Annotated in this window: 1 protein-coding gene; it reads left to right on the top strand. The window is 59.4% G+C overall.

All coding sequences use genetic code 11. The features are described 5' to 3' along the window. Nucleotides 1-493 (top strand): glutamate ligase domain-containing protein (locus tag ACTHUR_RS19185; protein WP_440400374.1); only part of this gene is annotated, 493 nt, incomplete at both ends.

The following is a 493-nucleotide window of genomic DNA, read 5'->3' as shown; positions in this document are numbered from 1 at the left end:
GGTCTGCACAACGCCGCCAACGTCATGGCTGCCGTCGCCTTGTGCGAAGCCGTCGGTTTGCCGCGCGAAGCGTTGCTCGAACACGTCAAAACCTTCCAAGGCCTGCCGCACCGCGTGGAAAAAATCGGCGAGAAAAACGGCGTGGTATTCATCGACGACAGCAAAGGCACGAATGTCGGCGCGACTGCCGCCGCGATTGCCGGTTTGCAAAATCCGCTCTTCGTGATTTTGGGCGGCATGGGCAAAGGGCAGGACTTCACGCCCCTGCGCGACGCGCTTGCCGGCAAGGCAAAAGGCGTGTTCCTGATCGGTGTCGATGCGCCGCAAATTCGCCGCAATTTGGACGGCTGTGGTTTGAATATGACCGACTGCGCCACTTTGGAAGAAGCGGTTCAGACGGCATACGCCCAAGCCGAAGCGGGCGATATTGTGTTGCTCAGCCCCGCCTGTGCGAGCTTCGATATGTTCAAAGGCTATGCACACCGTTCGGAAG

It is taken from the genome of Neisseria sp. P0021.S007, from assembly GCF_051956855.1.
The sequence above is the reverse complement of the archived record's forward strand: the minus strand, read 5'-3'. Positions and strand labels throughout refer to the sequence as shown.